Raw genomic sequence first — 26,572 nt, 5'->3', positions numbered from 1 at the left:
GACAAATCTGCGGCACCGGCACCAGTGTCGCATGCCGGCGACAGACTGCGTGCCGCGATGCGCGTGCATGACCGTCGGTTAGAATCGCGTGCAATCAAACAGAAAGCTTCCCTCCGAGGGCAATCGAGCGATGAAGCAGCACGACAAGCACAACAAAGAAACGCATCAACCCGGCCACACCACCCGGCTGCTCTGGCGCATCGGCGCCGTCGCGCTGCTCGGCGGCGCCGCGGCGCTGTCGCTGCATGCGGGCGCTGCGCGCACGGTGAGCGTGTCGCCGCAAGGCACCGTCACCGAAGTCCGGCAGAGCGTCGTCAAGTTCGACGAGCCGATGGTCGCGTTCGGCTCGGCCTCCGCGCCGAATCCCGCGCGCGTGACCTGTAACGACTCGACGGCCGCGCGCGGCCAGGGTCACTGGCTCGACGACAAGACCTGGGTTTACGATTTCGAAAACGACCTGCCGCCCGGCGTTCGCTGCTCGGTCGCGCTCAACGACACGTTGCGCTCGGTCGCCGGCAATGCGGCGAGCGGCCCGCGCCGCTTCACGTTCCAGACGGGCGGCCCGTTCCCGGTGTCGGTACGCCCCGGCTCGCGCGAGATCGAGGAACGCCAGGTCTTCGTGATGAAACTGAACGGCCCGGCCGAGCCGCGCTCGGCGCTCGCGAACATCTGGTGCGAGGCGGCCGGCATCGGCAACCGCATTCCCGTCACGGCGGCCGACGACGATACGCGCAACGCCCTGCTCGATCATTTCGGGCTGAAGAAGGAAGCCGCGCGCGTGCTGACGCTGTCATGCTCGCAGGCACTGCCGGCGAGCGCGAAGATGCAGCTCGTGTACGGCAAGGGCGTGGCGAGCCCGAGCGGCATCGCGAACGAAACCGAACGCCGCTTCGACTTCACCGTGCGCGCACCGTTCGCCGCGAGCTTCTCGTGCGAACGCGAGAACGCGAAGGCGCCCTGCACGCCGCTCCGTCCGCTCACGCTGTCGTTCAACGCGCCGATCTCGCGCAAGAACGCCGAAGCGATCAAGCTGCGCGGCCCCGATGGCTCGTTGAACCCGACTTTCGCGGCCGACGATCACAGCGAGGAAGTGACGACCGTCACGTTCAACCCGCCGCTGCCCGCGCAGGCCGCCCTGACGATCGAACTGCCGTCGGGCCTGCGCGACGTGACCGACCGTGCGCTGTCGAACGCCGACCTGTTCCCGCTCGCGACGCGCACCGCGCCGATGCCGCCGCTCGCGAAATTCTCGTCGGGCACGTTCGGGATCGTCGAGCGCTTCGCCGAACCCGATACGCCCGCGCTCGTACCCGTCACGCTGCGCAACGTCGAGGCCGACCTGCATATCGCGGGCCTCAACGCGGGCGGTGCGCAATTTGCCAACCTGAAGGTCGAGAACGACACGGCAATTCGTCAGTGGATACGCACGGTCGACCGCTTCGACAACTGGTCGATGACGGCCGGCTCGATCGACAGCCAGATTCCCGGCCTGCTCGACCGCAAGGGCCAGCACCCGGTCTTCGTGCCGCTCGAGGCCGGAGAAAAGCAACCCGCGCCGAAGAACCGCCGCATCGACGTGCGCTCGCTGTCGCTGCTCAAGGGCGAGCCCGGCGCGCAGACGCTGACGCTGCCGAAGGCCGATCCGAAGACGCTGCGCCCGTTCGAAGTGGTCGGCGTGCCGATCGACAAGCCCGGCTTCTACGTGCTCGAACTCGCGTCGCCCGCGCTCGGCCGCTCGCTGCTCGCGAAGCCGTCGAGCATGTACGTGCGCACCACCGTGCTCGTCACGAACCTCGGCGTGCACCTGAAACAGGGCCGCGAGAACAACCTCGTATGGGTCACGACGCTCGACAAGGGCAAGCCGGTGCCGAACGCGCAGATCCGCGTGTCGGACTGCAACGGCGATGAAATCGCGTCCGGCAAGACCGACGCGCAGGGCCTGCTGAAGATCGACGGGCCGTTCGAGCCGAAGCGCGCGTGCAGTTCGTCGGAGCAGCGCTTCGACGACTACTTCGTGTCGGCACGGGTCGACGATCCGAAGACCGGCCCCGACATGGCGTTCGTCAGCTCGGGCTGGAACCGCGGGATCGAATCGTGGCGCTTCAACGTGCCCACCGACACCGACAGCGCGCCGACCGTGCGCGCCCACACGGTGTTCGACCGCACGCTGCTGCGCGCGGGCGAAACCGTGTCGATGAAGCATTTCATCCGCGCCGAAACGCTGCAGAGCCTCGCGTTCCCGTCGCAATACCCGACGCGCGTGACGATCCGCCATCTCGGCACGGGCCAGACGTACAAGCTGCCGCTCACGTGGGCGGCCGACCATAGCGCGGACACGCAGTTCACGCTGCCGGCCGCCGCGAAGCTCGGCGAATACAGCGTCGAGCTCGAAGGCGGCCCGGAAGATGCACCGACCGCCACCTACTACAGCGGCAGCTTCCGCGTCGAGGCGTTCCGCCTGCCGGTGCTGAAAGGCTCGATCGGTGCGCGCGACGCGCAGAAGAGCCCGCTCGTCGCGGTGAAGGAAGCGCCGCTCGCGGTGCAGATCGACTACGTGTCGGGCGGCGGCGCATCGAGCCTGCCCGTGCAGGTATCGGCGCTGATGAAGTGGGCGTCACCGCCGTTCGCGGATCGCTTCGAGGATTTCAGCTTCACGCCGTATCGTCCCGACGCGAGCGACGGCAACGCCGACGACGATTCGCAGGACGGTGACAACACGTCGTCGTCTTCGAACAACGACCCCGATGCGACGAAGCTGATCGCCGACAAGCTGCCGCTGACGCTCGACCGCAACGGCGCGGGCTCGGTCACGCTCAAGGGCCTGCCGGATGTCGACGCGCCGAAGCGCATCGCGCTCGAAGCGACGTTCGCGGATCCGAACGGCGAAGTGCAGACGATCCGCGGCGACACGATCCTGTGGCCGGCCGCGGTGGTGGCCGGCATCAAGGCGGGCCGCTGGGTGTCGGTAGGCCAGCGCGTGCCGGTTCAGGCGCTGGCGGTCGACCTGCAGGGCAAGCCGCGCGCCTCCGTGCCGATCGAAATCAAGGGCGTCGCACACATCACGACGTCGTCGCGCAAGCGGATGGTCGGCGGCTTCTATGCGTACGACAACAAGAGCGACACGCGCGACCTCGGCGTGCTGTGCTCGGGCAAGACCGACGACAAGGGCCGCATGGCCTGCGACGCGACGCTCGAACAGGCCGGCAACGTGCAACTGATCGCGGTCGCGAAGGACGGCGACGGGCGCACGTCGAACGCGTCGACGTCGGTGTGGGTCACGCGTGAAGACGAACTCTGGTTCGGCGGCGACAACACCGACCGGATCGACGTGATTCCGGAGAAGACTTCGTACGAACCGGGCGAAACGGCCCGCTTCCAGGTGCGGATGCCGTTCCGCTATGCCACCGCGCTCGTCGCGGTCGAACGCGGTGGCGTGATGGAAACGCACATCGTCGAACTGAACGGCAAGAACCCGACCGTCGACCTGAAGGTCGGCGAATCGTGGGGGCCGAACGTCTACGTGTCGGTGCTCGCGCTGCGCGGCCGGATCCGCGAGGTGCCGTGGTACTCGTTCTTCACGTGGGGCTGGAAAGCACCGGTCGAATGGGCGCGCGCATTCTGGCGCGAAGGCCGCCACTATGAAGCGCCGACCGCATTCGTCGACCTGTCGAAGCCCGCGTTCCGCTACGGCCTCGGCGAAATCAAGGTCGGCACGGGCGTCCACCGACTCGGCGTGACCGTGACGACCGACGCGACGCGCTACACGGTGCGCAGCAAGGCGCAGGCGCACGTGAAGGTCACGCTGCCGAACGGCCAGCCCGCACCGGCCGGCACGCAAATCGCCGTCGCGGCCGTCGATGAAGCGCTGCTCGAACTGATGCCGAACAACAGCTGGGACCTGCTCGACGCGATGCTGCGCCGGCGCGCGTACGGCGTCGAGACGGCCACCGCGCAGATGGAAATCGTCGGCCGACGCCACTTCGGCCGCAAGGCCGTGCCGGCCGGCGGCGGGGGCGGCAGCGCGCCGACGCGCGAGCTGTTCGACACGCTGTTGCTGTGGAACCCCCGCGTGACGCTCGACGCGAACGGCAGCGCGACCGTCGAGGTGCCGCTGAACGACGCGCTCACGCGCTTCCGGATCGTCGCGATCGCGGCGGTCGGCCCCGACCGTTTCGGCACGGGCAGCACGTCGATCCGCAGCACGCAGGATCTGCAGCTGATCTCCGGCCTGCCGCCGCTCGTGCGCGAAGGCGACGCGTTCCGCGCGCAGGTCACGCTGCGCAACACGACCGACCGCGCGATGCAGGTCGTCGTGACGCCGCGCGTGACGGGCCTCGAGGTCGCACCGCAAACCCTGTCGCTGGCGGCCAATACGGCGACCGAGGTCGCGTGGACGATCACCGTGCCCGAGCAGGCACTCGACGCGGCCGGTGCGCTGAACTGGCGCATCGAAGCGGCCGAGCAAGGCGGCAAGCGCGCGTCCGACGCGCTGGCGGTCGCGCAGAAGGTCGTGCCCGCGCTGCCGGTGACCGTGCAGCAGGCGACGCTCGCACAGGTCGACGGCACGCTGACGGTGCCCGTGTCGGCCCCGGCCGGCGCCGTGAACAACGCGCAGGGTTCGCCGCGCGGCGGCATCGCCGTGTCGATGCAGTCGAAGCTCGCCGACGGCCTGCCCGGCGTCCGGCGCTGGTTCGAGCGCTATCCGTACCGCTGTCTCGAACAGCAGACGTCGCGCGCAATCGGGCTGCGCGATCCCGCCCAATGGCAGGCGCTGATCGCCCGCATGCCCGTCTACCTCGACAGCGACGGACTCGCGAGCTACTTCCCGCCGTCGTCCGACGATTCGCACCACGGCAGCCCGACGCTGTCGTCGTACCTGCTCGTGGTGTCCGACGAAGTCAGCCGCCTCGATCCGCGCTTCGCGCTGCCGGAAGACCTGCGCACCCAGCTCGAAGCCGGGCTCGCGCGCTTCGTCGACGGCCGCATCGAGCGCAACGCATGGGCGCCGCGCCAGGACCGCGATCTGCGCAAGCTGGCCGCCATCGAGGCGCTGTCGCGCTTCGGCGCCGCACAGGGCCGCATGCTCGGCTCGATCGAGATCGCGCCGAACCAGTGGCCGACGTCGGCGGTGATCGACTATCACGCGATCCTGACGCGCGTGAAGGACATCCCGCAACGCGACGAGAAACGCGCACAGGTCGAACAGATCCTGCGCGCGCGCCTCACGTACCAGGGCACGCAGCTCGTGTTCTCGACCGCGCGCGACGACGACCTGTGGTGGCTGATGACCAGCAACGAGACCAACGCCGCGCGTCTCGCGCTGGAATTCGCGGGCGACCCGGCATGGAAGGACGAGATGCCGCGCGTGACGGCCGGCCTGCTCGCGCTGCAACGCCAGGGCGCGTGGCAGACGACGACGTCGAATGCGCTTGGCCTGCTCGCGATCGAGCGCTTCTCGCGTACCTACGAGAGCACGCCGGTCGCCGGCGCAACGAAGATCGCGCTGGGCGGGGACGAGCGCTCGATCTCGTGGTCGCAGGCGCAGGCGCTGGCCGACACGCCGGCATCGGCCACGGCCGCCACCCGCGCCGCCGCCGCACGCAGCGTGATGCTGCCGTGGCCGCGCGCGTCGCAAGCGCCGGCCACGCTGTCCGTCACGCAGGACGGCACGGGCCGCCCGTGGGCGACGGTCGAGAGCCTCGCGGCGGTGCCACTGCGTTCGCCGTTCGCGGCCGGCTACCGGATCACGAAGACCGTCACGCCGGTGTCGCCTGCCGTCAAGGGCGTGCTGACGCGCGGCGACGTCGTGCGCGTGCATTTGGACATCGATGCGCAAAGCGACATGACGTGGGTCGCCGTCAACGATCCGATCCCGGCCGGCGCGACGATCTTGGGCTCGGGCCTCGGCCGCGATTCCGAAGCGGCGACGCAGGGCGAGAAGACGCCGGACGGCGCATGGCCGGCGTTCATCGAGCGCGATTTCGACGGCTACCGCGCGTACTACGACTATCTGCCGAAGGGCAAATTCTCGGTCGAGTACACGGTGCGGCTGAACAACGTCGGCACGTTCGGGCTGCCGCCGACGCGCGTCGAGGCGCTGTACGCGCCGTCCGTGTACGGCCTGTGGCCGAACCCGCCGATGACCGTGAAGGCGGCCGACGCGAGCAAGTAACGAGTCAGTGATGATCGATCTGGCATTGCCGCGGCCGGCGCGTTTCGCCGGCCGCCTGTTCGTCGCCGTCGTGCTGGCCGCGCCGCTGGTCGCGCATGCGTTGCCCGGCTACGACGACGTGCGCCGCAACTGGCGCAGCTCCGACTGGGTGCTGCTCGCGCGCGACGGTACGCCGCTGCAGCGTACGCGCGTCGACCTCACCGAACGGCGCGGCGACTGGGTGTCGCTCGCTGATGTATCGCCCGCGTTTCGCGAGGCGATCGTCGTGTCCGAGGACAAGCGCTTCTACGAACACAGCGGCGTCGACTGGCGCGGGATCGCCGGCGCCGCATGGGGCAACCTGTGGAACGAGCGCACGCGCGGCGCATCGACCGTCACGATGCAGCTCGCCGGGCTGCTCAGCGATTCGCCGCGCCGCTCGGGCCAGCGTTCGCTGCCGCAGAAGGCCACGCAGGCGATGAACGCGCTGCTGCTCGAACGCGGCTGGCGCAAAGACCAGATCCTCGAGGCCTACCTGAACCTGGTGCCGTTCCGCGGCGAGACGGTCGGGCTCGGCGCACTGTCGCAGGTGCTGTTCGGCAAGGCGCCGTCGGGCCTCGACGCGCGCGAAGCCGCGATCGCGGCGGCACTCGTGCGCGCGCCCAACGCAGCACCCGCGAAAATCGCCGAGCGTGCGTGCCGGATCCTGCGCGACATGCACGCCGAGCAGGCGTGCGCATCGCTCGACGGCTATGTGCAGCTCATCGTCGCGCGCCCGGCCAACGCGGTGCGCGACGACGGCGCCGCCCTCGCCCCGCATTTCGCGCGGCGCATCGCGGCCGAGGTCAAGCCGGCGGCCGGCGCGCAGGTGCGCACGACGCTCGATGCGCCGCTGCAACGCTTCGCGCGCGACACGCTGGTGCGCGCGCTGACCGAACTCAACGCGCCCGCGCACCGGCGCAACGTGCAGGACGGTGCGGTCGTCGTGATCGACAACGCGACCGGCGAGATTCGCGCGTGGGTCGGATCGTCGGGGGCCTTGTCGAGCGCGCGCGACGTCGATGCCGTGCTCGCGCCGCGCCAGGCCGGCTCGACGCTCAAACCGTTCCTCTATGCGCAGGCGCTCGACGAGAAACGGCTGACGGCCGCGTCGCTGCTCGACGACGCGCCGATCAACCTCGCCGCCGGCGGCGGGCTGTACATTCCGCAGAACTACGACAAGGATTTCAAGGGCTGGGTAAGCGTGCGCAGCGCGCTCGGCGGCTCGCTGAACGTACCGGCCGTGCGTACGCTCGTGCTCGTCACGCCGCACCGCTTCGCGCGCACGCTGACCGCGCTCGGCCTGCCGCTCGCGCAGGAAGGCGATTACTACGGCTTCAGCCTCGCGCTCGGCAGTGCGGACGTCACGCTGCTGTCGCTGACCAATGCGTATCGCGCGCTCGCGAACGGCGGTGTCGCGCGCCAGGTCGTCGACCTGCCGGCCGCTGCACCGGCACCGGCGTCCGGCGCGTCGGCACCGGCGCGTGCGCGTGCAGACGGCGGCACGCGCGTGTTCAGCGAGGCAGCCAGCTTCGTCGTCACCGACATCCTGTCCGACAACAACGCGCGCGTCCGCACGTTCGGCTTCGACAACCCGCTCGCGACGCGCTTTTTCTCGGCGGTGAAGACCGGCACGAGCAAGGACATGCGCGACAACTGGACCGTCGGTTTCACGTCGCGCTATACGGTCGGCGTATGGGTCGGCAATGCGGACGGCTCGCCGATGTGGGACGTGTCGGGCGTCACGGGCGCGTCGCCCGTGTGGTCGGCCGTCGTCGGCTACCTGCACCGCGACCTGCCGAGCCGCGCGCCGCGCGCGCCGGCCGGCGTCGAGACGCGCCGCATCGCGTTCGAACGCGACATCGAGCCGGCGCGCAACGAGTGGTTCCTCGCCGGGACGGCGGTCGACACGATCCGGCTCGCGGCGCCCGTCACGCCGGGCAAGGACGGCGCGCGTGCGCCGCTGACGATCGGCGCGCCGACCGACGGCACGATCTTCGCAATCGACCCGGACATTCCGCCGAAGAACCAGCGCATCTGGTTCGAGCGCTCGGCCGGACGCTCGACGAAGTTCGCGTGGCGGCTCGACGACAAGGTGATCGGGCATGCCGACCGTATCGCTTGGCTGCCGTGGCCGGGCCGGCACCGGCTCGAACTCGTCGATGCGCGCGGCAACGTCGCGGATACGATCAGCTTCGAGGTGCGCGGCGCGTTCGCGAAAGCGGCCGCGCGCAAGCCCTGAGCGGCCAAGCCGGCCTGACTGGCCGGCCTGCCTGTCGTTTGGAGGGTATGTCGGAAACGGCGCGCCGGCTCGCTCGTGGACGGCACGTTCTCCGGTCGTTTTGATCGTCCCGCGACACAACCCATCGCGAAGGGGACTGAAGGTTTCCGGCGGAGCCGGCAAACGGGCATGCAGCCCGCAGATCCGGAATCTAGAATGTGAACAGCGCCGCGTCCCCGGGCGCATCTCAGCTGCTTCCCTCTCCCGGAGACCAGCGACCATGAACATCCGCCCGATGCGCTTCACCCGCCCCGCGCTGGGCGTCTTGTGCGTTGCAACGCTCGCCGCCCTCCAGGCGTGCAACGGCGATGCCTGCTTCGGCGTCGACGCGTGCTTCAACAACAACACGCAAACCGTCGCGCTGTCGGGCACGGCCGCGACGGGCGACCCGCTCGCCAGCGCGCAGGTGACGGTCAGTTGTGCGGCAGGCTCGGCGACGACGCTGACGGACGGCGGCGGCAACTATCGTGTGACGGTCAACGCCACGCTGCCGTGCGTCATCACCGTGGCGTCGGGCGGCACGAGCCTGCATTCGCTCGCCTATGCGGGCGGCACCTTCAATACGACGCCCGAGACCGAGCTGATGCTGGTCTATCTCGCCGCGCAGCTCGGCACGAACACGGCCGGGCTGATCGGCAATTTCCAGGGCAACCTGCACGATCAGCAGGTGATGAACGATCCGAACGCGGTCCAGGCCGCACAATCGGCCGTGGTATCGAACCTGCAGCAGCGCTATGCGGTCACGCTCGCGTCGCCGGCGTTCCTGACGACGTCGTTCGTGGTCGGGCAACCGGGTGTCGACAGCGACCTCGTCGCGCTGGCCAAGGCCGGCGCGATCGATTCGAACGGGCAGCCGGATCCGGCTGCCGTATCGTTACTGGCGCAGGCCGGCGCCGCGCATCCGCTGTAAGACCCGACTTGATCGCGGACGATCTCGCGGATATTTCAGATTCATCGTCGCTGTAACTGCCAATCGGCGGGAATTCATCCGGGAATCCCGTTCACTGCGCCAGATCGATGCATGCCGCCGCGATTTAAATGGGTCACGTATCCGGCTTATTTTCATTCAAAATCCGATCGCCGGTCTCCGATTGACTGAAATGATCGACATCGAACATATCCGCCTTATTTTTTCTTGAATTGAAATAAAAGGCGGTTTGCCACCATTTCCTAAACAATCAGCGTTAGACCACACATTTCCCATCCGACGAACAATTGGGTAGAGTGCCCACCATCTGACGACGCAGGCACTTCATTCGCCTCACGTAGCGCAATACCCTTCCGAGTCACATGAATACGAAAGCAAAGATTCTAAATTACTGGCGCGCCACTGAAATCTTCAATCCGCAATCCGTTCCCGATATTGATCTGAAACCCGGCAAGCGAACGAAGCAGACAGACAGGGTTACGCCGGAAGACAATCTCGCGCCCTGGCAACCCGGATTCAAGCGCCTTCCGGCCGCGGAGGAGGACAGTGTATGGCGCCACGACATCTACGGCGGTGTCTATCTGGTTCGGCGTGTACGCGAATTTCTCGAATCGATCTTCGGGAAGGATCCGCAATCATTCGACTCGCGGCTGGACAGTCTTTCCGCATGCTTCCTGATTCGTGTCGATCATGACGGGCGTCCGCTCTTCGACACGTTCGTCGTGTCCGCATGCGCGTGGGCATGGGGACGCACGATCACACAGGGCCCGGATTCGCCGGGCTGGCTCAATGGATTCGAGCTATTCGCCGATGACTTTCTGATCAGGTTGCGCCAGATATTCGCCGTTCCTGACGACGACGAGGAAGGTAAGGCGCTACTCGCGCAGAAAATCGACGTCGGGCGCAAGCTGACGTTGGGCGACGTCGACGCCATCACCGAATTGCTGTTCAAGGAGATCGGTCTGACGAAAGAGGTGCCGGACGAGCGTGCCCGCATCCAGTCGCGACAAGTCGCGACGAGCAAGGAATATCAGGTCGACCGCGCCGACTTCCTGAACAGCTTCTTTGTCGACGACCTGAAGCGGGTCGCCGACGCCTTCGAGCGGAACGACACGGGAGCCGCTTTATCGTCCTACCTGAGCCCGGATAGCGAGATTGACAACGCAGCACGCAACGACACACGGCAATCGGTCGATGCGATGTACGACGCCCTGTCGCCCGACCGCTACCCGTCCGGGCGCTGGCCGGCGAACGGGCACCACCCGCTGGTCTTCAGTCAGCAGTTCGCGATCAATCGGATGACTCGCGAACTGGACGGCGGCGCCGGCATATTCAGCGTCAACGGACCGCCCGGCACGGGCAAGACCACCTTGCTCCGCGATCTCGTCGCGCACATCGTCGTCGAACGGGCTGAAAAGCTTGCTTCGCTGCGCAGACCGGAAGACGCGTTCAACGGCATCGACGGCTGGGGATCCGACAATCGTCAGCGAACCATCCATTTATGGAAGCCGGAGTTCTCGGGCTTCGAGATCGTGGTGGCCTCCGCCAACAACGGCGCGGTCGAAAACATCACCCTCGAACTACCGGGAGCCGATGCGATTGACGACATCTGGAAACCGAGCATCAACTATTTCCCGGATCTCGCCGCGCGCGCGCTCGGTGACGACAAGCCGGTATGGGGCTTGCTGGCGGCCCGTCTCGGCAACAAGACGAACCGGATGGCGTTCCTTCGCGATGTCTGGTGGGACGAAAAAAAGGACGAGCGTCGATCGAACGACGAACCGGCGAGCGAAAAAGGGCTGCCGGGCCTGCTGACCTGGCTCGGCGATCACGCCAGACGCCGGCCGTCGATATGGCGCGAGTCGGTCGAGCGCTTCCGACGAGCCTGTTCCGATGAATCGAAACTGCGGACACAGCGCGAAGACTGGGCCCGGCAAGCCGACCTGCTTCATGCCGCGCGGTCGCGCCTGGGTGCGCTGCGCGCACTTGCACGGGACCGCAATCAGGCAACAGCGAACGCGGCAAACGCGCACGAAGTCGCACGAACACGTCATACGGCAGCGATCGAACGGGCAAGACAGGCGCATGCTCAAAAAATCGATCACCTGCATGCCCGCCCGGGCTTCATCGAGAATTTGTTCAGCTTCGGTCGCGCGCACCGGGACTGGCGAATCAGATTTCTCGCATGCGTCGATACCGAAAAACAGGCCGGCGATGCGATGGACGCCGCCGCCGGCATCGTGGATCAGGCCAATGTCGCGCGCCAAGGCGCGGAACAACTCGAACGCGAGGCCCACGCCGAAATCACGCTGCTTGCGGACGACATCACGCGACTCGATGCCGGGCTCGTCCACGCACGCGCGATCCTGGGCGACCATTTCGTTGATCGCGATTGCACGGACCACAACCGCGAACTGTCGTCGCCTTGGACCGACCGGGCCTGGAATGACGCCCGGGCGAAAGTGTTTCTTGAAGCGCTGAATCTGCATCAGGCGTTCGCAGCCGAAAACGCCCATATCTTCCGGTCCAATCTCTTCGGCATGGTCGACATCCTGCAAGGTTCCGTACCGGGAGGCGTGTCCCGCCAAGCCGTGAAATCCGCGTGGCAAACGCTTTTCACCGTGGTGCCGGTCATATCCAGCACGTTCGCTTCGTTCGGTCGCCTATTCACCAATCTTCAACGCGAGGAAATTGGCTGGCTGTTGATCGACGAAGCCGGACAAGGGCTGCCGCAGGCCGCCGTGGGTGCGCTCTGGCGTGCCAGGCGGGCCGTCGTGGTCGGCGATCCGCTTCAGCTCGAGCCGATCCTGCCACTGCCGTTCACCTCGCAACAGGCGTTGCGCACCCGCTTCGGTGTCGATGCGACGTGGACGCCCGGCCGCCAGTCGATCCAGCGACTCGCCGACCGGATCTCGACGGTCGGCACCTATCTTCCCGATCACGAAGGCAACGCGCTCTGGGTCAGCGCCCCGCTTCGGGTTCATCGTCGCTGCGACTCCGCCATGTTCAATGTCGCCAACAAAATCGCGTACAACGGGATGATGGTATTCGGCACCGTCACGCGCGCGAAACTTGCTCTTCCCGACACGACTTGGATTCATGTCGAGGGACGCGACGCGCATGGGCACTGGATCCCCGACGAGGGGCGTGTCGTCGCCACGATTCTCGACGACATTCATGCGCACGACGACGTCTCCGGAACGATCTACGTCATCTCCCCGTTCCGGGAGGTGACACAAGGTTTGCAAGACACGCTCGGCAATCGATACGGGAATGTCAAGATCGGCACGATCCATACGGTGCAGGGCAAGGAATCGGATGTCGTCCTGCTCGTACTGGGCGGCCATCCGGAGCGCCACGGCGCGAAAGCATGGGCATCGGAGAAGCCGAACCTGCTCAACGTCGCAGTCAGCCGCGCCAAACGCATACTCTATGTGATAGGCAATCGCGACGCGTGGCGAGACTATCCGTTTTTCAGCGAATGCGCAGTCACGCTCGAACATCGGACGACGTGGCCGGGCGTCGCCCGGCACGGCACCACGATACTGCTGCGCGACGAGGCATAACGAATGGACAACGTGATGGAACGTGCCACGCATCGTGCCGAATCAAGCGATACGATCGACGCCGACACCTATTTCCAATGGCTCCGACTCGCAGGCACGGCACGTGACGCCGGCACCGACGTCATCGGCGCACTGCGCTCGGCGGGCACACCGAAAGCCGATGCGGACGCCATCGCATGCGGCCTCACCCTGCCCGACGGCATACGTTCCGCACCGGCCGTTGCCACACCTATCGTGTCCGACGGGCTTCCCGACCACGGGATCGTCGAACGCCGCAGCATCACGCAGCGGGATAGGCGCGCTTCATCGCGTGTCGGATACGGACGCCGGATCGCCGCCGGCGCGGCAGTCATTGCCCTCGTAGCCGGCGCGACCCTCGCGCTGATCCATCGCCCGTCCACACGGCCCGCGGAGGCACCCGGCCGGCCCGCCGGCCAGCGGCACGCGGCAACGACCATCGAAAGCCACCCGGCACCGATCGCACTTCAGCAGCGCGACAGCGGCCGCCCCGAGCGATCGGAGTCGCCGCCGACGCTCACGGAGCGCGCGCGATCGCAATCTCGCCCCACACCGCTCAAGCAAACGGTCAATGCGCCCGTGCTCGATACGCGGCCACCGATGCAAATGGAGGCGCCTCGTCCGGAATCCTGTCCGCCGGGAGTCGATCGTCTCGGGTGTCCGGGCGCGTCGCGCCAGACTGAGCACGAATCGCCGTGCCCCAACGGCCTCAGCCGCATCGGATCGTCATGCGTGCCGGCTGCCATACCGCAGCACGCGCACGCGATTCCAACCGGTTTCGGATGGGAATGCGACGCCGGCTTCATTCAGACCGGTGGAAGCTGCGCACGACTGCGCGTGCCACCCAACGCGCATGTCGATTTCACCGGGCGCTCGTGGGAATGCGATTCGGGTTATGAACGTGTCGGCGAAAGCTGTCGTCCATCGTGACCATGCATACGTCCCGGTCGTGACATCACGACCGCACAACGCAGCCTTGGCAGGCATGCGCGCATAGCGTCATGCATTCAGTGGCGGCGCCACCTTCCGGCCTGCTACGCCGCTTCCCCGCTCCCGCACACGACGGGCGCGGCCTGCTGCTGCGACAGGTACCGCAACAGCTTCGTCACCATCCATACGACGATGAACGACAACGCGACGAAGAACACCGCGAGCGGCGTCAGCACGTGAATCGACACGAACCCGGCCAGCCCCATCATCGCGGACGACACGAGCAGCAGCGCGCAACCGAGGATCGCGCTCGTCAGGCCGGCGATATGCGGAAACAGCGAATTGCCCTTGGCCATCAGCGTCGGGTACATCGCGCCCGCGCAGAAACCCATCACGAGCACCGGCGTCGCGAGCGTCCACACGCGCAGGCCGACGGTCAGCGCCAGCACCAGCATCGCGACCGATGCGCCGGCCATCACGCGCGCGCCGATGCGCAGCCGCTGCTCGGCGCTGGGCAGCCCGCGGCCGTGAATCCGGTTCGACAGGCCGCCGAGGAAATACATGAGCCCGATCCCGAGCGCGAGATAGCCGAAGAAGGTTGGCGGCTTGTGCAGCGTGGTCTGCACCATGAACGGCCCGACGATGTTGAACACGAGCAGGATGCTGTAGCACAGCCCCTGCGCGAGGAAGCAGCTCTGGAACACCGGGCTCGCGAGCACCTTGCCCGCATTCGTCATCAGCGTGCGCGGCTCGAGATGCACCGGCTTCGGCAAGGTTTCACGGTAGTGCCACAGCAGCGCCCACATCGCCAGCGAGTACACCAGCAGGAACACGAGGCACGCGCGCCAGCCGAACCATTCCTGCAGGTGCGCGCCGATCACCGGCGCGATGATCGGTGCGAGCCCCCACGCGATCGACATGTACGTGAACGCATGCATCAGCGCCTGGCCCGAGAACGAATCGGTGATGATCGCCTTCGCGAGCAGGTTGGTGGTCGCGATCCCGAAGCCCTGCAGGCAGCGCGCGAGCACGAACGTTTCCAGGTTCGGCGCGCCGAGCGACAGCACGCAGCCGATCGTGTAGATCACGAGCCCGAACGCGAGCACCCGCTTGCGCCCGTATGCGTCGGCGATCGGCCCGAAGATCAGCTGGCCGAGCGCATAGGCCGCCATGTAGCCGGACACGCTCGACTGGATCGCCTGCGGCGTGGTCGCGAACGACCGTGCCATGTCGGGCAGCGCCGGCACATAGATGTCGATCGCAAGCTGGCCGGCGGACGAAAACAGGCAGATCAGGAACAGCAGGAAGCGCGGCGAATTCGACTCGCGCGCGGGAGTGGACGTGGCGTTCATGACGACTGGGAAGGATCTCGGGCAGCAGTGTCGCACCGTCAATGTTCGAATTGCGAACATGCGTGCGATCGTGGCGAATTCCGTATTGTGCCTGTTGTTGCATCAGGCGACAGGATTCCCCTGGCGCAGGCGAGGTTGAATGCCGATTGCGGCACATCCTGAAAGACGCTAGCCGGGATGCATCCGTCATCGTGACGGCCCGGCGCCACGCGCGCCCGACCTCGCCGCCCGACGCGTTTCGCGTCACTCGCCCTTCCCGTCCGACCCGCCGGCACGCGCCGGCGGTTGTTCACCGTGACGGCCGGATCAGTACTGCGCCTGGTCCGTCGGATTCTTGAACAGCTGCTTCATCTCCGGCGACAGCGGATAGTTGAGGCTCACGCCCTTCGGCGGAATCGGTTGCGTGAACCACCGGTCGTAAAGCTTCTCGGCCGCGCCCGACGTCTGCATCTTCGCGATCACGCCGTCGACCACCTGCTTGAACGCGGGATCGTCCCTGCGCATCATGCACGCGTAGTTTTCGTGGACGAGCGGCGTGCCCGTGACTGAATACGCGCCCGGGTTGCGGTCCTTCGCGATCTCGCCGTACAGCAGCGGCTCGTCCATCACGAATGCCACCGCGCGCCCGGTCGTGACGTTCATGAACGCTTCGGCGTGATCCTTCGCGCTGATGATCGTCATGTTCATCCCTTTCTCTTCGTTGAGCTTGCGCAGCAGGCGCTCGTCCGACGTGCCGGCCGTCGTCGCGACCGTCTTGCCGGCCAGGTCCGTGAAGTCCTTCACGCCCGAATCCTTGCGCGTGCTGAAGCGGATGCCATAGAGAAAAATGCTGTTCGAGAACGCGGCCTGCTTCTGCCGTTCGAGCGTGTTCGTCGTCGATCCGCATTCGAAGTCGATCGTCCCGTTCTGCAGCAGCGGAATCCGGTTCTGCGACGTGATCGGAATTTCCTTCACCGCGAGGTTCGGCAGGTTCAGGTCCGTCTTCAACTGATCGATGATGCGCGACGCGATGTCCCGCGAGTAGCCGATGTTCTTCTGCTGATTGTCCGAATACGAGAACGGCACCGATGACTCGCGAATGCCCAGCGACACGATGCCCGTGTCCTTGATCTTCTTCAGCGTACCGGTAAGGGCCTCGGCGTGCGCGGCGCCTGCCAGCGCACAGGACAGCGCGACGGCCAGCCAACGGAAACGGCGATCCATGCTTGTCTCCCGACGAAACGTTGAGCGAAGCACGATCGTACGCCCGACAATATTCGCGTCACATCAGGGGAAGCGTAAACAACCTTCCACCGCGGCCGAATCCTGAAAGATGTTTTCCGTACCGCGCAAACCGGCCCGCGCGGCACGTTTCACCCGACCGGGCCGCGCGCCGGCTCGACCCCACCTTCTGTGCCGGCCGTTCCAAACGCGCGTTCATGCTGCGAAGCAGCAACGTAATCGTTTGCGCCAACCCCTGTTTTTCTCGTGAAACCTGCTCAAGAAGCCGTCGCGCACGCCGTTACCCAGTGCATGGCGCGTCGCAGCAACCTTGCTGCAACCGTCAGACAAAAACGACAAGGTCCGGGTCAGCCGGACCAGCGCCACCGCCGGCACGACGGTTATCTACGAGGATCGAGTTTCACATGAGAGCCAAACGTTTCAATTTTGCGCTGGCGCGCTCCGCACACGCGCGCATGCTCGCCGGCATGCTATCCGCCGCCGCCCTCCTGCCTCTCGCCGGTTGCGGCGGTGGAGGCGGCGACGGCAGCAACCCGTCTTCTTCCAACGCGGCGCCCGCACCGGCGCCCGCGCCCGCCCCGACGACCCCGCCCGCCTCGACCGGCAGCAATGCATGCACCACGCAGCAGGCTGCCGTGCAGATGGCCGCACAGGCCGCGCCCGTCGAGCCGCCGGTCGATCACATCATCGTCAAGCTGAAGACGCTGACCGCCACGCGTGCGATGGCCGCCATCGACAACGGCACGCGCCTCGACGCGGTGATCCAGCGGTCGATGACGCGCTGGACGGCGCCGGTCGCCGGCAGTGCACGCGCCTATGCGAGCACCGTGGCGCAGGCGCCGGTCAACGTACAGGTCGAACGGACGATCTCGAACGGCGCGGCCGTGCTGTCGCTCGGCCAGCGCATGGCGTCCACCGACGCCGCCGCGCTCGCGCAGGCGTTCGCAGCCGACGGCGATGTCGATTACGCAGAACCGGATCATCCGATGCAGATCCGCGACACGCCGAGCGACCCGCTCTACAGCCAGCAGTGGTACCTGTCCGACCCGACCGCCGGCATCGACCTGCCGCCCGCCTGGAACGTGACCAAGGGTTCGCCGACCGTCGTCACGGCGGTGCTCGACACCGGATACCGGCCGCACGCCGACATCGTCGGCAACCTGCTGCCCGGCTACAGCTTCATCACCAACGTCAACACCAGCAACAACGGCCTGTCGCGCGGCCCTGACGCAACCGATCCGGGCGACTGGGTCACGCAGCAGGAACTGAGCAACGCGAGCGGCCCGTACTATCAATGCGAGAGCCAGCCGAGCGACAGTAGCTGGCACGGCACGCGCGTGATGGGTGTGATCGGCGCGACCGCCAACAACGGCACCGGCATCGCCGGCGTGTCGTGGCTCGGCCGGATCCTGCCGGTGCGCGTGCTCGGCAAGTGCGGCGGCGTGACGAGCGACATCGCCGACGGGATGCGCTGGGCAGCCGGCATCCCCGTGAACGGCGTACCGACGAACCCGACGCCTGCCAAGGTCATCAACCTGAGCCTCGGCGGTGTCGGCGCATGCAGCACGACGTTCCAGCAGGCGATCGACGACGTGACCGCGAAAGGCGTGACCGTGGTCGTCGCGGCCGGCAACGACGGCCTGTCGACCGGGCTCGACCAGCCCGCGAACTGCCGCGGCGTGATCAGTGTCGGCGCGACCGACGCGACCGGCCGACGCGCATCGTTCAGCAACTTCGGCGCCGATGTGTCGCTGAGCGCGCCGGGCGTCAACATCCTGTCGACGTCGAACACCGGCACGACGACGCCGGGCTCGGACACCTACGGCCTCGCGAACGGCACCAGCCTCGCGACGCCGCAAGTGACGGGCGTCGCCGCACTGATGCTGTCGGTGAACGGCAACCTCACGCCCGCGCAGATCCAGCAGAAGCTGCAAGGCGGCACGCGTGCGGCGAAACTGGCAGCGGGCACGTCGTGCACCGCGATGCCTGCGGGCTCGGGCATCCTCGATGCAGGCGCCGCCGTGGCAGCAGCCCACTGACGCCGGTACGCCGCGTCGACTCGGCCGCGCGCATGCCAACCTGGCCTGCGCGCGGCCGTTTCTTCGTTGGCGCGACGGCGCGCCGGCGAGCGCGCATCGGCCCGGTTACGCTTCTCGAAATAACACCTGACAAAAGGGTTGACGCTTCGCACAGCGAGCCATTACCATCGCTCCCGTCTAATTACATGGAGTGTTCTGTGAACACCGATGCGAGTTGTAGTTGGTGCTTGGCCAACTTGACTGCTGCCTGAGGAAAACGCGCAGAGCCTCGTCTTCTGCCGCATCCCGGGAAGCAGGATGCGGCGTCCTTCCGGCCTGAATACTGGCCCGATCTCCCGCCGAATTTTTCGATGTTGTCGAATGCACGCGACGCGCCGTCGCGCGCGTGCATTCGTGTTGCGCGCAGCGCCAGCCGCGTGCACCTTCCGTTCGCGTGCCGTCCGGCCGCGCGCCTCGTTGCGCGTGGCGCAATCGATCGCCCGTGCCGATTATCCGCAACCGACAGGAGTGCAGATGAACTCAGACGACAGTAGTCGATTACCGCTCGCCGGTGCGACGCTGCGCATCGACACGCCGACCGCATCGCGCGCGCCGGCGAGCGTTCCCGCCTTTACCGATCCACAGCCGATCGCGCCTGACGCGACGCGGCGGGGAGCGCTCGTGCGTCGATAACGTCACGGCCGCTCCCCGCCCGCCGCCTCGTGCGCAAGGAGCGACTCATGACAACACGACACAACACATCGCAGAAGAAACAGCGCGGCTTCATCAAGACCGGCGCCGGCCAGCAGAACGCACCGCGCATCATGCGCGCCGCGCAGGAAGCAGCCCGTCCGCTCGAAGACACGCTCAAGGCGCTGCACACCAGCACGCGCGGCCTCACCTACGACCAGGCCGCCGACCGCCTGCAGCACTACGGCCCGAACGAAATCGCGCACGACAAGCCGCCGCACTGGACCCGCCAGCTGCTGCTCTCGTTCCACAACCCGTTCGTCTACGTGCTGCTGGTGCTGGCCGCCATCAGCTTCTTCACCGACGTCTACTTCGCGGCGCCCGACGATCGCGACTACGTCGGCATGACGATCCTGCTGACGATGGTCACGATCAGCGCGCTGCTGCGCTTCGTGCAGGAATTCCGTTCGCTGCGCGCCGCCGAGAAGCTCAAGGCGATGGTCCGCACGACGGCCACCGTGCAGCGTGCCGTGACCGACACGTCCGAGCCGACGCGCCGCGAGGTGCCGATGCGCGAAGTCGTGACCGGCGACATCGTGCACCTGTCGGCCGGCGACATGATCCCTGCCGACGTGCGCCTGCTCGCATCGCGCGACCTGTTCATCAGCCAGGCCGTGCTGACCGGCGAGGCGCTGCCCGTCGAGAAGTACGACACGCTCGGCGCGGTGGCCGGCAAATCCGCGAACACGCGTGCGGCCGGCGCGGCAAACGATGTGTCGGCGTCGCTGCTCGATCTCGAGAACGTGTGCTTCATGGGCACCAACGTCGTCAGCGGCACGGCAACCGCCGTCGTCGTCGCGACCGGCGAGGATACGTACTTCGGGTCGCTCGCGCGCAACGTCGTGAGCCACAAGCGCATCGAGACGAGCTTCGACCGCGGCGTCGCGAGCGTGAGCTGGCTGCTGATCAAGTTCATGTTCGTGATGGTGCCGATCGTGTTCATGATCAACGGGCTGACCAAGGGAGACTGGCTGAGCGCGCTCACGTTCGCCCTCGCGGTGGCCGTCGGCCTGACGCCCGAGATGCTGCCGATGATCGTCAGCGCGAACCTCGCGCGCGGCGCAGTTGCGATGGCGCGCCGCAAGGTGGTCGTCAAGCGGCTGAACTCGGTGCAGAACTTCGGCGCAATGGACGTGCTGTGTACCGACAAGACCGGCACGCTCACGCAGGACAAGATCATCCTCGAACATCACCTCGACCTGTCCGGTCACAAGAACGAGGAAATCCTGCGGCTCGGCTGGCTGAACAGCTTCCACCAGAGCGGCCAGAAGAACCTGATCGACATCGCGGTCGTCGCACGCGCCGACGAGATCGGCGAGCGCGTGAAGCCGCAGGGCTACAAGAAGATCGACGAACTGCCGTTCGACTTCGTGCGGCGCCGCCTGTCGGTGGTCGTCGAGGACAAGCACGGCACGCACCAGCTGATCTGCAAGGGCGCGGTCGAGGAAATGCTGGCGGTGTCGACCCACGTGCAGGATGAGGACGGCATCCGCCCGCTCGACTTCGTCGCGCGCAAGCGGCTGCTCGAACAGGCCACCGCGTACAACGAGGACGGCTTCCGCGTGCTCGTACTCGCGACCCGCACGATTGCGCGCGGTGACGAACGCGCGCAGTACCGCACTGCCGACGAACACGATCTCGTCGTGCGCGGCTTCCTGACCTTCCTCGATCCGCCGAAGGAATCGGCCGCGCCGGCACTCGCCGCGCTGCGCGAGAACGGCGTCGCGGTCAAGGTACTGACGGGCGACAACCCGACCGTCACGATGAAGGTGTGCCGCCAGGTCGGCCTCGAGCCCGGCAAGCCGATGCTCGGCGCGGAAATCGAAGCACTCGACGACGAAACGCTCGCCAAGGTCGTCGAACGCACGACCGTGTTCGCGAAGCTCACGCCGCTGCAGAAGGCGCGCATCGTCAAGGCGCTGCAGGCGAACGGCCACACGGTCGGCTTCCTCGGCGACGGCATCAACGATGCCCCCGCGCTGCGCGACGCCGACGTCGGCATCTCGGTCGACAGCGGCGCCGACATCGCAAAGGAAACCGCCGACATCATCCTGCTCGAAAAGAGCCTGATGGTGCTCGAGGAAGGCGTGATCAAGGGCCGCGAAACGTTCGGCAACATCCTGAAGTACCTGAACATGACCGCCAGCTCCAATTTCGGCAACGTGTTCTCGGTGCTCGTCGCCAGCGCGTTCCTGCCGTGGGAGCCGATGCTCGCGACCCAGCTGCTCGTGCTGAACCTGATCTACGACACGTCGCAGATGCTGCTGCCGTGGGACAAGATGGATCCCGAGTTCCTGAAGAAGCCGCGCAAGTGGGAAGCCGGCAACATCAGCCGCTTCATGCTGTGGGTCGGGCCCACGTCGTCGGTGTTCGACATCACGACGTACATCCTGATGTGGACCGTGTTCGGCGCGGGCGCGCTGTATCACCTGAACGGCGGTACCGGCGGCCAGATCGTGATGAACTCGGGCTGGTTCATCGAGAGCCTCGTGTCGCAGACGCTCGTCGTACACCTGCTGCGCACGCAGAAGATCCCGTTCCTGCAGAGCACGGCGTCGCTGCCGGTGCTGCTGTCGACCTTCACCGCGATCGCGATCGGCTGCTGGCTGCCGTTCTCGCCGTTCGCGGAGGCGATCGGCTTCATGCACCTGCCGGGCACCTACTGGCTGTGGCTCGCCGCGACGATGGTCGGCTACATCGTGCTCGCGCAGATGGTCAAGACGATCTACGTGCGCCGCTACAAGCAGTGGTTCTGATTCCGTCCTGAATCTGTACCGATTCCGACCGGATGACGACGCGCCGGCCCGCACCACGCTGCGGGCCGGCACGCTCACGACGCTCTACGGGTAATGTGATGAAAAGAATCCTTCCGCTCGCCGCCGCGAGCGCACTCCTCGCGCCGATCGAAGCCTTTGCCGCCCATCCGCTCGTCAGCGACGACACCGGCACGCAGGGCAACGCCAACTGGCAGTTCGAGTTCAACGGCGAGGAAACCTCGAAACAGGAAGACAGCGGCCGCCACCAGTTGTGGAACGCAACACTCACGCGCGGCTTCGGCGAACACGTCGACGTGTACGTCAACGCGCCGTACACGCATCTGCAGACGCGATCCGACGAGAACGGCGCCGGCATCGGCGATGTCGAGATCGGCATGAAATGGCGATTCGTCGAACGCGGGCCGCTGTCGTTCGCGCTGAAACCGAAACTGACGATGCCGACCGGCAACGACAGCCGCGGGCTCGGCACGGGCCGTGTCGGCACCGGCGCGACGCTGCTCGTGCAGGCCGACGCCACGCGTGTCTCGCTGCTCGCGAACGCGGGCTTCACGTACCAGCCGAATCGCCAGGGCGACCTGACGTCGGTCAGGGCCGTGTCGGCCGCGGCGATCTACAAGGCGACCGACCGGCTGCAACTCGTGGCCGACATCGGCACGTCACGCAACACCGAACGCACGGCCGGCGCGAATCCGGCGTTCGTGCTCGCGGGCGCGATCTATTCGCCGACGCGCTGGCTCGATCTCGACATCGGCTACCGGCGCGGGCTGAACGACCAGACCTACCGTCATTCTGTGATGGGTGGCGTGACTGCCCGCTGGTGATGTGCGGTCCGGCGCGGCGGACGCGCGTGGCCAGCACACGACGGGCCGCATCGGCGGCCCGTTTTTCATTCATCGGGCGTCGTTCGCCCCGAACAGTTGCGCGCACACCGCGCGCCCTTCGTCGGTCAACGCGGCGCTGCCGGTGCCGTCGTCGTTCAGCGTCGTTGCGCTCAGCCCTGCCGCGTCGAGCTGCGTCAGCACGCGGCGCAGCGTGCTCATCGGCAATTGCGTGCGCTTCGCGATCTTCGGCAGCGACCAGGTCTTGCCGGCCGGATCGTTCGCGGCCTCGTTCAGCGTCGCGAGCGTCGCAACGAGCGCGGGATCGAGCGGGGAATCGTCGGATTCGGAAGTCATCGGTTCGGGTTCGTCGGCCGGCGCCGGGCCGGCCTTCATTCGGAAAAGGGAATCGCAACCACTATACGCCGCGTCACGCGCCCTTGAGCGCGGTGCGCATGAACGACACGAAACGCGCGGTGACGGGATCGTCGCGATCCGACAGCCATGCGAGCCCCACGCGCCACTTCGCGTCCCGGCCGTCGAGCGGCATCACCGTCGCATCGCGCAGCAGATACTGCGCGCTCGACGGGATGAACGCGACGCCGACGCCGGCCGCGACCGACGTCAACACCGACTGCACGTCCTCCGCCTGCTGCATCACGTGCGGCACGAAGCGGCGCTCGACGCACCATCGGTCGATCTGCGCGGCCAGCCCCGGGCCGCGCGCCCGCTGCAGCGCGATGAAGCCGATCTCGTTGAGCACGTCGAGGTCCGCCGGCACGCGTTTGAAGCCGAGATGCGGTGGCACCGCGAGCGCGAGCGACTCGTCGATCACCTTGAACGACGACAATCCTTCGTCGGAAGGCAGGCGCAGGAAACCCGCGTCGAGCTTGCCCGCGCGCAGCCGGCGCGTCTGCTCGGACGACGACAGGTCGCTCAGCGTGACCGCGATGCCCGGATTGCGACGCCGAAACTCGGCGATGAGCTTCGGCACCAGCGTCAGCACGGACAGGCAGATGCCGAGCCGCAGATGGCCGCGCTGCCCGCTGGTCGCCTCCCGCGCACGCGCAAGGATCTCGTCGGCATCGCGCACGAGCGCCTGCGCGTCGGGCAGGAAGCGTTCGCCGAACGGCGTCAGCTCCGCGCCGTGGCGGCCGCGCTCGAACAGCTTGCCGCCGAGGCTCGCCTCGAGCGCGCCGATCTGCTTGCTCAGCGCCGGCTGGCTCATGTGCAGCGCATCGGCCGCGCGGCTGAAATGGCACAGCTCGGTGACCGTCAGGAACGTGCGAAGCAGTTTCAGTTCCATTCCTGAAAGGAATCGTATCGATTGAAATATTCATTTTACCGATTGAATGCGATGCCGTTCAATACGGGCATGCCCTTCCCGGAATTCACCGTCATGCCTGTCGATCAAGCGGCCGATTGTGTCGCCGAGCCATCTTGCGATGTCGAAAACACCAACGAACATGCGGCCGCGGCCGATGCCCGCGCACCGAAGCGTCATGCCGAACGCACGGACGGACGCAGCCGCCGCTTTCGTTTCGGCGATGCGCTGAATGAAGCGCCGCCGCGTGCCGTGACGGGTTCGATCGCGATCAGCTTCGCGGTCGTGTCACGGCGGAACTGGCCGCGCTGAGCGGCCCGCCTGCCCGGTCTTCGCCACACGCGCACCGCCGGTCGGCAGCACGAAAACGCCCCAAATCCGCCCGCATCACGCGTCATTGCGACTCATCCCATCGTCATCGCCACGCGATCGACCGTATAATTTCCCGCACCCGCCGACCGCCCATGCATTCCGCGCAGCCGCATTGCGCGTGAAAAGGAGACTTTCGCTTGACCGGCCTCATCGCGCGCCTGCCTCGCGCCCGGACCACCCTGATCCTCGCCCTCTCGTTCCTGTTGCTCGCGTTCGCCGCGAATGCGTCCGCGCAACGCGTGCAGCCGCATCGCACCGTCCATGCACAAGCGCATGCGCACACGAAGGCCGTCAAGAAGAAGCCCCACCGCAAGAAAAAGGCCGTCAAGCATCGCCGCCCTCGCGTCACGCATCAGGCAGCCAAACGGCACGCGGCACCCGCGCCACAGCAACGGCGCGCGAAACGCCCGGCCGCCGTGCGGCCGCGCCCGCCCGCGAAACCGAAGCTGCTCGCCAGTTGCGGCTACACGCCGCGTGCAGTCGGATCGCTGCATTCACGCGCGGCCTACGTGCTCGACGTCGATTCCGGCACACCGCTACTGGCCCGCAACGCGCGCACCGTGCGGCCGATCGCGTCGATCTCGAAGCTGATGACGGCCGTCGTCGCGCGCGACGCCGATCGTCCGCTGAACGGCGTGCTGCGCGTCACCGCGCACGATCGCGACACGATCAAGTTCACCGGCTCGCGCCTGCAGGTCGGCTCGGAGCTGTCGCGCCGCGACATGTTCCATATCGCGCTGATGTCGTCCGAGAACCGCGCGGCGGCCGCACTGAGCCGCGACTATCCGGGCGGTCGCGCCGCATTCGTCAACGCGATGAACCGCGAAGCGCGCCGGCTCGGCATGCGCCATACGCACTTCCGCGAGCCGACCGGCCTGTCGCCGCACAACGTGTCGACGGCGGAAGATCTCGCGCGGCTCGTCGGCGCGGCCGCACAGGATCCGCTGATCCGCTATTTCTCGACGGACACGTCGACCACCGTGCGCCCCGGCGACGGCGAACTCGTGTACGTGAATTCCGACCCGCTCGTCCGCTACCGCCGCCTGCCGATCCGGTTGCAGAAAACCGGCTTCATCAACGAATCGGGGCACGGCGTCGTGATGCGCATGCGCGTGAAGGGCCGCCGCGAAACGGTCGTGCTGCTCGGTGCGCCGACGCGTGCGGGCGTGTCGAGCGACGCACTCAAAATCCACCGCTGGCTGTCCTGCTCGATCCAGTAAACGCGCGCGGGCAGCCGGTGCGTTCACCTGACGGGAGCGATGCCATGCAGGACGAATACCGCTTCAATGCATTCGGACGGCTGCTCGCCGTCGTGCGTACGAACGGCCGCTGGGCCGTGTTCGATCTCGGCGTCGAAGGCAAGCGGCGCCCGGCCAACCTGCAGATTCCGTCCGCGCTCGCCGCGGACGAACTCGCGCAATACCTCGGCGACCTGCTGCACGAGAACGCGACCCCGAGATACAGCGAAGTCGTCCCGGTCGAATCGCGCCGCGCGTAATCGCACGTCGGACCACACCGCAATCCGGTGGAATATTAGACAGTTAAACTTGCAAGTTTAACTGTCGTACTCTATGATTCGCCGCATGAACCCGCCACGCAAACCCGGCGTTTCCGCCGACATCGTTGCCGCCGACCTGACCCTCGCCGTCGGCCAGCTCATCCGGCGGCTGCGCTCCGAGATCGAATCCGAAGGGCTCGGCATGTCCCAGACCAGCGCGATCGCGCGGCTCGAACGGCACGGGCCGATGACGACCGCCGATCTCGCCCGCGCCGAGGCCATGAAGCCGCAGTCGATGAAGGCGATTCTCGCGAGCCTCGAGGAAGACGCGCTCGTCGAGCGCGAACCCCACCCGACCGACGGCCGCCAGATCCTGTTCAAACTGACCGCGGCCGGCCTCGACGCACGGCGCAAGCGCAACGCCGCGAAACACAAGTGGCTCGGCGCGGCGATCGAGAAGCTCGATCCGGAAGACATCGACAGGCTTGCCGCCGCGATCCCGCTGATCCGCCGCATCGGCGACCAATGA

16 protein-coding genes are annotated in these 26,572 nt (G+C 66.9%); 12 read left to right on the top strand and 4 right to left on the bottom strand.

The genetic code is table 11. From position 1 onward, the window contains the following. Positions 1 to 130: 130 nt before the first annotated feature. From ACWMMN_RS22940 to ACWMMN_RS22920, 5 genes are all read left to right on the top strand, one after another. Positions 131 to 6,172, top strand: coding sequence for an alpha-2-macroglobulin family protein (locus tag ACWMMN_RS22940; RefSeq protein WP_486423991.1), 6,042 nt, complete (start codon positions 131 to 133; stop codon positions 6,170 to 6,172). 10 nt (positions 6,173 to 6,182) lie between these two features. Next, on the top strand, positions 6,183 to 8,432 hold the full coding sequence (pbpC, locus tag ACWMMN_RS22935) for a penicillin-binding protein 1C (protein WP_486423990.1): 2,250 nt from the start codon (positions 6,183 to 6,185) through the stop codon (positions 8,430 to 8,432). Positions 8,433 to 8,691: 259 nt separating this feature from the next. Beyond that, positions 8,692 to 9,381, top strand: a complete 690-nt coding sequence (locus tag ACWMMN_RS22930) for a hypothetical protein (RefSeq protein WP_340624858.1) — start codon at positions 8,692 to 8,694, stop codon at positions 9,379 to 9,381. A 380-nt stretch (positions 9,382 to 9,761) separates the two neighbouring features. Next, complete coding sequence (locus tag ACWMMN_RS22925) at positions 9,762 to 12,965, top strand: DEAD/DEAH box helicase (protein ID WP_486423989.1); 3,204 nt, start codon at positions 9,762 to 9,764, stop codon at positions 12,963 to 12,965. A gap of 3 nt (positions 12,966 to 12,968) precedes the next feature. After that, positions 12,969 to 13,913: a hypothetical protein gene (locus ACWMMN_RS22920; RefSeq protein ID WP_342705022.1), complete on the top strand. Its 945-nt coding sequence runs from the start codon at positions 12,969 to 12,971 to the stop codon at positions 13,911 to 13,913. A gap of 104 nt (positions 13,914 to 14,017) precedes the next feature. On the opposite strand, the gene ACWMMN_RS22915 is transcribed toward ACWMMN_RS22920, so the two are convergent. Next, the gene (locus ACWMMN_RS22915) at positions 14,018 to 15,265 is read right to left on the bottom strand and encodes a multidrug effflux MFS transporter (protein WP_059240303.1); all 1,248 of its coding nucleotides are present in this window, start codon (positions 15,263 to 15,265) and stop codon (positions 14,018 to 14,020) included. A gap of 306 nt (positions 15,266 to 15,571) precedes the next feature. Continuing rightward, on the bottom strand, positions 15,572 to 16,468 hold the full coding sequence (locus ACWMMN_RS22910; RefSeq protein WP_059240300.1) for a glutamate/aspartate ABC transporter substrate-binding protein: 897 nt from the start codon (positions 16,466 to 16,468) through the stop codon (positions 15,572 to 15,574). A gap of 422 nt (positions 16,469 to 16,890) precedes the next feature. Here ACWMMN_RS22910 and ACWMMN_RS22905 point away from each other — a divergent pair, with 422 nt between their 5' ends. From ACWMMN_RS22905 to ACWMMN_RS22895, 3 genes are all read left to right on the top strand, one after another. Continuing rightward, a complete protein-coding gene (locus ACWMMN_RS22905; protein ID WP_059240298.1) occupies positions 16,891 to 18,525 on the top strand; it encodes a S8 family peptidase in 1,635 nt (544 codons plus the stop codon). A 719-nt stretch (positions 18,526 to 19,244) separates the two neighbouring features. Next, positions 19,245 to 22,010, top strand: coding sequence for a magnesium-translocating P-type ATPase (gene mgtA, locus ACWMMN_RS22900; protein WP_059240297.1), 2,766 nt, complete (start codon positions 19,245 to 19,247; stop codon positions 22,008 to 22,010). 98 nt (positions 22,011 to 22,108) lie between these two features. Then, on the top strand, positions 22,109 to 22,852 hold the full coding sequence (locus ACWMMN_RS22895; protein ID WP_486423988.1) for a transporter: 744 nt from the start codon (positions 22,109 to 22,111) through the stop codon (positions 22,850 to 22,852). A gap of 69 nt (positions 22,853 to 22,921) precedes the next feature. On the opposite strand, the gene ACWMMN_RS22890 is transcribed toward ACWMMN_RS22895, so the two are convergent. Both ACWMMN_RS22890 and ACWMMN_RS22885 read right to left on the bottom strand, forming a co-directional pair. After that, on the bottom strand, positions 22,922 to 23,206 hold the full coding sequence (locus ACWMMN_RS22890) for a transcriptional regulator (RefSeq protein WP_174991231.1): 285 nt from the start codon (positions 23,204 to 23,206) through the stop codon (positions 22,922 to 22,924). Positions 23,207 to 23,279: 73 nt separating this feature from the next. Continuing rightward, a complete protein-coding gene (locus ACWMMN_RS22885) occupies positions 23,280 to 24,155 on the bottom strand; it encodes a LysR family transcriptional regulator (protein WP_059240291.1) in 876 nt (291 codons plus the stop codon). Between the two features lie 51 nt (positions 24,156 to 24,206). Here ACWMMN_RS22885 and ACWMMN_RS22880 point away from each other — a divergent pair, with 51 nt between their 5' ends. The 4 genes from ACWMMN_RS22880 to ACWMMN_RS22865 all read left to right on the top strand — a co-directional run bounded on the left by ACWMMN_RS22880 (position 24,207) and on the right by ACWMMN_RS22865 (position 26,572). Continuing rightward, on the top strand, positions 24,207 to 24,485 hold the full coding sequence (locus ACWMMN_RS22880; protein WP_486423987.1) for a hypothetical protein: 279 nt from the start codon (positions 24,207 to 24,209) through the stop codon (positions 24,483 to 24,485). A 197-nt stretch (positions 24,486 to 24,682) separates the two neighbouring features. Beyond that, positions 24,683 to 25,765 carry a serine hydrolase gene (locus ACWMMN_RS22875; protein ID WP_486423986.1) on the top strand — a complete coding sequence of 361 codons (1,083 nt, stop codon included), beginning with the start codon at positions 24,683 to 24,685 and terminating at the stop codon, positions 25,763 to 25,765. Between the two features lie 44 nt (positions 25,766 to 25,809). Next, the gene (locus ACWMMN_RS22870; RefSeq protein ID WP_059240287.1) at positions 25,810 to 26,043 is read left to right on the top strand and encodes a DUF7661 family protein; all 234 of its coding nucleotides are present in this window, start codon (positions 25,810 to 25,812) and stop codon (positions 26,041 to 26,043) included. 73 nt (positions 26,044 to 26,116) lie between these two features. Then, complete coding sequence (locus ACWMMN_RS22865; protein WP_256086264.1) at positions 26,117 to 26,572, top strand: MarR family winged helix-turn-helix transcriptional regulator; 456 nt, start codon at positions 26,117 to 26,119, stop codon at positions 26,570 to 26,572.

The organism is Burkholderia cepacia complex sp. TUM26381, from assembly GCF_057439935.1.
The sequence above is the reverse complement of the archived record's forward strand: the minus strand, read 5'-3'. Positions and strand labels throughout refer to the sequence as shown.

What these genes read in the sequence shown, in the direction of transcription:
- ACWMMN_RS22940 (WP_486423991.1), top strand. Translation starts at nt 131, where the DNA reads ATGAAGCAGCACGACAAGCACAACAAAGAAACGCATCAACCCGGCCAC.
- pbpC (WP_486423990.1), top strand. Translation starts at nt 6,183, where the DNA reads ATGATCGATCTGGCATTGCCGCGGCCGGCGCGTTTCGCCGGCCGCCTG.
- ACWMMN_RS22930 (WP_340624858.1), top strand. Translation starts at nt 8,692, where the DNA reads ATGAACATCCGCCCGATGCGCTTCACCCGCCCCGCGCTGGGCGTCTTG.
- ACWMMN_RS22925 (WP_486423989.1), top strand. Translation starts at nt 9,762, where the DNA reads ATGAATACGAAAGCAAAGATTCTAAATTACTGGCGCGCCACTGAAATC.
- ACWMMN_RS22920 (WP_342705022.1), top strand. Translation starts at nt 12,969, where the DNA reads ATGGACAACGTGATGGAACGTGCCACGCATCGTGCCGAATCAAGCGAT.
- ACWMMN_RS22915 (WP_059240303.1), bottom strand. Translation starts at nt 15,265, where the DNA reads ATGAACGCCACGTCCACTCCCGCGCGCGAGTCGAATTCGCCGCGCTTC.
- ACWMMN_RS22910 (WP_059240300.1), bottom strand. Translation starts at nt 16,468, where the DNA reads ATGGATCGCCGTTTCCGTTGGCTGGCCGTCGCGCTGTCCTGTGCGCTG.
- ACWMMN_RS22905 (WP_059240298.1), top strand. Translation starts at nt 16,891, where the DNA reads ATGAGAGCCAAACGTTTCAATTTTGCGCTGGCGCGCTCCGCACACGCG.
- mgtA (WP_059240297.1), top strand. Translation starts at nt 19,245, where the DNA reads ATGACAACACGACACAACACATCGCAGAAGAAACAGCGCGGCTTCATC.
- ACWMMN_RS22895 (WP_486423988.1), top strand. Translation starts at nt 22,109, where the DNA reads ATGAAAAGAATCCTTCCGCTCGCCGCCGCGAGCGCACTCCTCGCGCCG.
- ACWMMN_RS22890 (WP_174991231.1), bottom strand. Translation starts at nt 23,206, where the DNA reads ATGACTTCCGAATCCGACGATTCCCCGCTCGATCCCGCGCTCGTTGCG.
- ACWMMN_RS22885 (WP_059240291.1), bottom strand. Translation starts at nt 24,155, where the DNA reads ATGGAACTGAAACTGCTTCGCACGTTCCTGACGGTCACCGAGCTGTGC.
- ACWMMN_RS22880 (WP_486423987.1), top strand. Translation starts at nt 24,207, where the DNA reads ATGCCGTTCAATACGGGCATGCCCTTCCCGGAATTCACCGTCATGCCT.
- ACWMMN_RS22870 (WP_059240287.1), top strand. Translation starts at nt 25,810, where the DNA reads ATGCAGGACGAATACCGCTTCAATGCATTCGGACGGCTGCTCGCCGTC.
- ACWMMN_RS22865 (WP_256086264.1), top strand. Translation starts at nt 26,117, where the DNA reads ATGATTCGCCGCATGAACCCGCCACGCAAACCCGGCGTTTCCGCCGAC.